The sequence below is a fragment of the Sphingomonas sp. SFZ2018-12 genome (genome assembly GCF_022496715.1).
Lineage (GTDB): Bacteria > Pseudomonadota > Alphaproteobacteria > Sphingomonadales > Sphingomonadaceae > Sphingomonas.
In genome coordinates, this window is record NZ_WTFM01000005.1 from 151,322 (window position 1) to 157,784 (window position 6,463).

7 protein-coding genes are annotated in these 6,463 nt (G+C 62.1%); all 7 read right to left on the reverse strand.

Translation table 11 applies throughout. The features are described from left to right. Window positions 1–231: 231 nt before the first annotated feature. Entirely contained in the window at window positions 232–1,635 is a 1,404-nt protein-coding gene (locus GO308_RS16100; protein WP_240886161.1) for a DUF4932 domain-containing protein, read from the reverse strand. A gap of 104 nt (window positions 1,636–1,739) precedes the next feature. Next, window positions 1,740–2,159: an Ohr family peroxiredoxin gene (locus GO308_RS16105; RefSeq protein ID WP_240886162.1), complete on the reverse strand. Its 420-nt coding sequence runs from the start codon at window positions 2,157–2,159 to the stop codon at window positions 1,740–1,742. An 88-nt stretch (window positions 2,160–2,247) separates the two neighbouring features. Continuing rightward, window positions 2,248–3,300: an aldo/keto reductase gene (locus GO308_RS16110; protein ID WP_240886163.1), complete on the reverse strand. Its 1,053-nt coding sequence runs from the start codon at window positions 3,298–3,300 to the stop codon at window positions 2,248–2,250. A 33-nt stretch (window positions 3,301–3,333) separates the two neighbouring features. Next, window positions 3,334–4,038 (reverse strand): SDR family oxidoreductase, encoded by a 705-nt coding sequence (locus GO308_RS16115; RefSeq protein WP_240886164.1) that lies wholly within the window; start codon window positions 4,036–4,038, stop codon window positions 3,334–3,336. Window positions 4,039–4,130: 92 nt separating this feature from the next. Further along, window positions 4,131–4,709 (reverse strand): TetR/AcrR family transcriptional regulator, encoded by a 579-nt coding sequence (locus tag GO308_RS16120; protein ID WP_066548849.1) that lies wholly within the window; start codon window positions 4,707–4,709, stop codon window positions 4,131–4,133. 506 nt (window positions 4,710–5,215) lie between these two features. Then, complete coding sequence (locus GO308_RS16125; protein ID WP_240886165.1) at window positions 5,216–5,752, reverse strand: DUF6653 family protein; 537 nt, start codon at window positions 5,750–5,752, stop codon at window positions 5,216–5,218. Then, on the reverse strand, window positions 5,749–6,463 hold a 715-nt coding region (locus GO308_RS16130; RefSeq protein ID WP_240886166.1), incomplete at its 5' end, for a hypothetical protein. The genes GO308_RS16125 and GO308_RS16130, both read right to left, overlap by 4 nt.

A 6,463-nucleotide genomic window follows, 5' to 3' on the forward strand; every position in this document is an offset into this window, starting at 1 on the left:
GCCGCCTAGCCCGCAATCACCACCGACGGCCTGCGCTCCTACGGGGCAGCGATGGACGAGCTCGGCAATCGCGATAAGCAGCACATTGGCCGTCACGCGAATAATCGCGTGGAGGAGCGCCGCTCAGCCGCCCTGGCTGAGTGGCAGATCATCGCAAGCTAAGCCGCCGCGCCCAAAGCAACAGCTCCTTCCGGTGGAGACGAGTGCGCATTAGACTGTCAGCACCTTCGCCTATTGTGCGGCAACCCAATCTAGCATCGCCGGATAGAGGTCTTCGATTGTCTGGCCGGGCTTGCGCGCCGCGTACAGTCGCAGAAGCTCGGCATCGAATGCCGCGAAGCGGAGGAAACCGCGACCATTCTGCATGTTGTCGACGACAGCGGCGTGCGAGATGGCGAAATCCTGGTCTGTCATCAGATCGCGGTAGTAGAGACTGACCAGCGCCCAGTTCATGTATTCATCGAACAGCGCCTCAGCCCCCGGATAATTGCCCGGAGCCTTGGTATCGTCAGCCCAGGCGGGCCGATCGGTGAGAGCCTTGGCGATCTGCTCCCGATATTTCTCGGCCACCGGATTGATGAAGCCGTGGTTCATTTCGGTGAACAGGATCGCCGAACGCTCGATCGCGGCGCCCTGGGGCGTAAGGCCACGATTGGCACCGTAGGGATAGTTCACATGCGGCTGCAGCTCGCGATAGCCATTCGCCTCCAGCGTGGTGAGCGACTGGTTATAGGCGACCAGCGGCGAGAACACGATCTTCACCCCGTCATAGGGCTTCACCGAGGGAAAGCGCTCGCCCAGCCAGCTGCTGATCCGCGCGACCTGCGCCTCATGATCGAAGAACCGGATCTGCTTTTTGTAGAGATCCTGATGCTCGCGATAGAAGGCGCGGAAGCTGCTGACATTTGCGAAGTCCTGAAGGTCTTCGAGATAGGGCAGCACCGCGTTGTCGAGCGATCCGGCAAAGCCGGTGCGGTCATACACCGGACTGCGCACGATGCGCCCCTCGGCGTCGAAGACGAAGGCATAGCCGTTCATCTTGAAGGAGAAATAGTCCATCCGGTCCTGACGCAGCATGGCGTCCACCCGCTTGATGAGCGGATGATCGACGAAAGGGGCGAAATGAGTCTGGACCGCCGCGTAATAGGGGCTGTCGTGATAGACCATGTCGCGATCTCCCTGCCCAAAGGGCGAGATTGCGATGGCGATGTTCACCAGTTCATAGACTTCTGGCACTTCGACGACGGTCTTTCCGCGATACGCCGCCTGGTAGGCGGCATCGAATACGGCCGGCGGCGTGTTGCGCTGAGCGCGGATGACGGTAGCGATCCGTGCGCCCTTGAACGCAATCTCGAGCGGTCGGGACTGGTTGGGGATGAAATCGGCACAGGCGCGCTGTGTTTCGTTGAGGAAACAAATGGTCGAAGGCTCCGCCTTCTCGACCGGCAGCGCGATATCGCGCGGATAACTGTTCGGATCGAGCTGCCAATTGCCGAGCAGATTGCCGTCGATCTCGATACCGACCTCGGCGGTTGTCGCCTCGAGACGCATAACCTGGGGTTCCTGCGCCATGGCCAGCGAGGGAAGCATCGCTGCAAGCAGCATGGCGCGGCGCAAGGGGGCAGTGATTGGCATCGGAAACCTCGTCTGTAAGGCGCTGCCAGCCGGCGGTGCGGGACGCCCTGCGCGCGCCGACTGGCAGTAACTAGCGATATTTGAAGATCAATGACAGGATCGCGTCACGCATCCTTGATGGTGAAGCGCGTCTCGACATTGCCCGATGTGGCGTTGGTGTAAGCGCAGATTCGCTTGGCTTCGGCGATCACCGCGTCGCGATCCGTGCCGGAAAGGCCTGGAACACTGACATCAAAGTCGGCGCGCAGGCCATAGCGACCATCCTCGCGCACGAACAGCGTGACGGCGGTGTCGATGCTGACCTCGCCGGCATCGAGCTTCATCTGCCCGGCGGCGAAGCGGATGGCGCTGGCGAAGCAGGCCGAAAAGCCCGCGGCAAAAAGCTGTTCGGGATTGGTGCCCACGCCATTGCCGCCCAGTTCCTTGGGGAACGCCAGCTTGACGTCGAGATTGCCGTCGGCGGAGCGTGCCGTGCCGTCGCGGCCGTGGGTGATGCTGACTCGGGCGACGTAGAGATCTTTCATGGGGGTTCTCCTTGGGGGCGCTCCCTCGGGGACAGTCGGCACGTGCGGGAGCGGACGCGCACCGAAATGGAAAAAGGGCGAGCGGACCTCAGGCTGGCGGTCGTTTGCCGCCCGGAGCGCGGCCTGCGGCCTGATAGGAGACCATCCAGCCGGGGTATTCGCCCGGCAGCTGCGATGCCTGATCGAGCGCCGCGATATCTTCTGCGGTCAAAGCGCGCGCGAGTTCGACCGCGCCCAGATTGTCACCCAGCTGTGGGGGCTGCTTGGCACCGATGATGACGCTGGTGACGGCAGGGCGCGTGAGCAACCACGCGAGCGCAGCCTGCGCGATGCTGGCTCCGTGCGCCGCCGCGATCGGGCGGGCGGCAGCGATCACCGCGGCAGCGCGGGTGCGATTGACCGGCGGAAAGTCGAAAGCCGTGCGCCGCGCATCCGCCGGACCTGTTTCGGGCGCGAGCGGATCGAACTTGCCCGACAGCAGCCCGCCCGCGAGCGGACTCCATACCAGGATGCCGAGCCCGGCAGCCTCGGCCTGTGGCAGCACTTCGCGCTCGGCATCGCGGCCGGCCAGCGAATAATAGACCTGATTGGCGGCAACCGCCGGTGCATGGGTGCGCGCGGCAATGCCGATCAGGCGCTCGGCCTGCCAGCCGGGATGATTGCACAGGCCGATATGGCGCACCTTGCCCGACCGGACCAGCGCCGCCAGCCCGTCGACAATTTCCTCGGGCGGGGTGACCGGATCGACCCCGTGCAGCTGGAACAGATCGATGTGATCGACCTGCAACCGCCTGAGGCTCTGATCCACGCTCCACATCAGATGGCGGCGGGTGGAGCCCCCGGCATTGGGGCCGGGGCCGACCCGTTCATAGGCCTTGGTCGCAAGGATCAGCTCGTCGCGCGGCAGGCCAAGCTGACGGATCGCCTGGCCCAGAATTTCCTCCGAGCGGCCATGGGCATAGACATCGGCGGTATCGATCAGATTGATCCCCGCATCGAACGCATCGCGCAAAATGGGCATGGCGGCGGCGACATTGAGCTCCCCGATGGAGCGCCAGAAATCCCCGCCACCAAAGGTCATCGTCCCAAGCGCAAGCTCGGAGACATAAAGGCCGGTGCGACCAAGCAAACGGTAACGCATGTTCGTCATCCTCAGCGTTGATGCGATTCAGCGTCAGATCAGCCGGTGGCCGCCATCGACATGGACGATCTCGCCGGTGACCGAGCAGTTGTTCATCAGGAACAGCACCGCACCGGCGACGTCGGCCGCGGCGGCGATATGGCCCACCGGCAGCCTGGCGGCGACATCGGCAAAGGCGGCGTGGCGATCCTCGCCCAACAGGCCTTCCCACATCGGCGTGTCGGTCCAGCCGGGGGCGACGGCATTTACCCGCACAGGGGCTAGATCAAGGGCCAACGCGCGGGCGCTCTGCTCGGCAGCGGCTGTGCCGACATTGGTGATCCACGCGCCCTTGGCCGGACGGTCGGTAGACACGCCGCCCGTCAGGGTGATCGAGCCACCAGCCGGAATCTTGCCCTCGGTCGCCGCGACGAGATGCGCGATGCCAAAGATGCGCGGCTCGATCGCGGCTCGATAGGCGGCGACGTCACCGCTTGCAGGGCCGCCGACAAAGGTGCCGGCCGAATGATAGACGTGATCGACCGTGTCGAAGCGCGCGAACAGGGCGCGGACCGAGGCGGCGTCCGCGGCGTCGACAACGGCGGTTTCGAGTCCGGGTATGGCTGCGGCGGCGGCCGCAAGCGCCGCTTCCCCGCGGGCCGCAATGGTGACGCGCGCACCGCGCGCCAGTGCCTGACGGGCGACTTCCAGCCCGATGCCCTTGCTGCCGCCGATCACGACGACGTTCTGTCCGTGCATGATGATTTCCTTCGCAAGCGAGGCGGCCCATCGCCGCCTCGCCCATCTAGGTATTCAGGATCGATCGATCAATATATAAAATGAACGATCGATCATTTTTCGAATGCGAAGGGCTCCAGCGCTGCCTTTGCAACATGCTTGATGGTGGACGCATCCGCCCCGGCGCGCCCCAGGGTCATGATGCTCACGACCGCGCCGACCAGAGCATCAGCGCGCAGATCGAGGTCGGTTTCCGGCGGCAGATCATCCGCCGTCGCGGCGATCATCAGATTACGGACGAAAAAGTCTCGGATCTCGCGCATCCGCCCTTGAGCTAGCGCCTGTGTGGCTGCGGAATGGACCTCGCGTTCGGCCACGGTGTTGATGATCAGGCAGCCCGCGCGGTCGGAATCGTCCGAGGCGAGCTTGGCCTGGAGCGTGATCCAGGCGCGAATCGCCGCCAAACCCTCGGTGTCCGTCGGAAGGGTGGTCCGGAAGAAGCTCGCGTAATGTTCGAACACCTGCTGGAACAGGCCTTCCTTGTCACGAAACGCGGCGTAAATGCTGCCCGGCTTGAGGCCCGTGGCGGCGTAGATGTCGGACATCGAGGTTGCCGCATATCCCTTGCGCCAGAAAACGCGCATCGCCTGATCGAGCGCAGCGGTGAGATCAAATTCGCGGGTTCTTGCCATCTAAAGACTATGTTTATGTTTCGATCAAGAATCAAGGCCTGGCGCTCGGGCAGATCGGCCTCAAGCTGCTCGTGCGGCGCGACCTACGAGAGCTGAATGCGTCTAGACGGTCGAGACAATCGCATTGCCTAGGAGGCTCAACAGCACGCCAGTTCAAGAGCGGCGCGCTTCAAAAACAAGGATGCCCGCCGTACGCAGACAGCTTTTCACGACCCTGGAGTCATCGAAAAATCATCCGAAGCTTTCTGGCGATCCCTCTCAATAATCAAGAATTGTCGGCTCTCGGCACAACCCGCCGTCGTCGAAGTTGCTATTGGACAGCCAGAATGTCCCAAACCCCGTCCCCTTGGTGAAAGGCAACTATATCCGCTTCCAGGCAGTGAGCGGGCGAGCCGCAATGACCGAGATGAGGGCGCATTGCCGCCTCTCAGCCTTGGATCGACACAAACGGCGGCTCTTGACCCTAAAATGCGGTTCGTAACGATCTTGCTCGCTTCCAGAAGCTGTCACCGCCCGGTCGATACCGCATATGATTGGGGTGGCCGATAGCGGAGCTCCGGATGACTGCTGATCATGTCTTCGTAGAGGATGGCCATGCGATCAATGTACCAGAGCTTTCCGATCGTTATCACGGCTATGCCGAAAACCGTTGGCCAGAGATCGAGCGTGACGAGACCCCAAACCACGAAGGGAAACCCCATCAGAGATGCGATATTGAGCACATTTGGCATGACCTTGTGGCGGTTCGGTACCGCGACACGATGCCTGTTTGACCATAACCGTTCGCCGAAAACGCCCTTGGCGATCCAATCGCGATCGTCACGAACGGGACCGAATGCGCGTGGGTTCAGCCATATCCAAAGCAGCGCCAGAAGAATGGGCGCAAGCGACCACCAGCCCAGCCAGACGCGACTCCAGATGGCGAGCACGAGCAGCGGTAGGCAGGTCGTGAACCGGGTCCACCCGCTCCACGGATTGGCGTGGCGAGCCCAGCCCACTTCATCTAACCCGAAGGCGCGAGCAACACGGCTTTCGGCGGTCATGAATGTGCCTCACGTCTAGTCAGGCCTTGAGATACCGCGTCGATCAGCGTCGCTGCGGCGGCTTGAAACCGCTGCGGCGAGTCAAACCGGTCGCGATGCACTGCCAGCAGCGAAACCGACCGAACCACATCGATCAAGGTTTCAATAGAATTCGGGCAAATCTCTTCGCTATTTATACGGTCTGCAAAGAAATTAGCGAGCGGGCGTTCCATCCATGCCGCCTTTTGCTGAAGGTCGCCAGGACGCACACGCTTCGCGATTGCCGCCAGCGAGTGCGGTTCAGAGGCCGATGTTTTGTTGATGATCGCGATCTCCACCATGGCGAACATGTAAGTCGCAACAGCATGTACATAGAGCAAATGCCGCTCAGCAAGGCGGCATGGTACCACAAAGAGCATTGAAATCACTGAGAAATATGCTTCACGCGGCACGCTGGCCGACGGGGTAGCACGGCGAAAACCAAGCTGTATCAAGAGCTTGGGAGGCGGAAGTGCCCTGGCATTTATCTTGCCCTCATAAATCTCTCCCCTTTCCCTTCCCGGCCAACTCCTCGTTTCCTTTCCGATGGCGCGCTTGGACGGCAGGTAACCGTCCGAAGTTCGCACATTGTTCTGCGTTTTTGTGGATGACCATATCGCCTCCGATCTGATGACGAGGTGGGTGAATGGGACGGCGACTTTTCGACAACCCGGCCAAGCGGTCGTGGTGGCA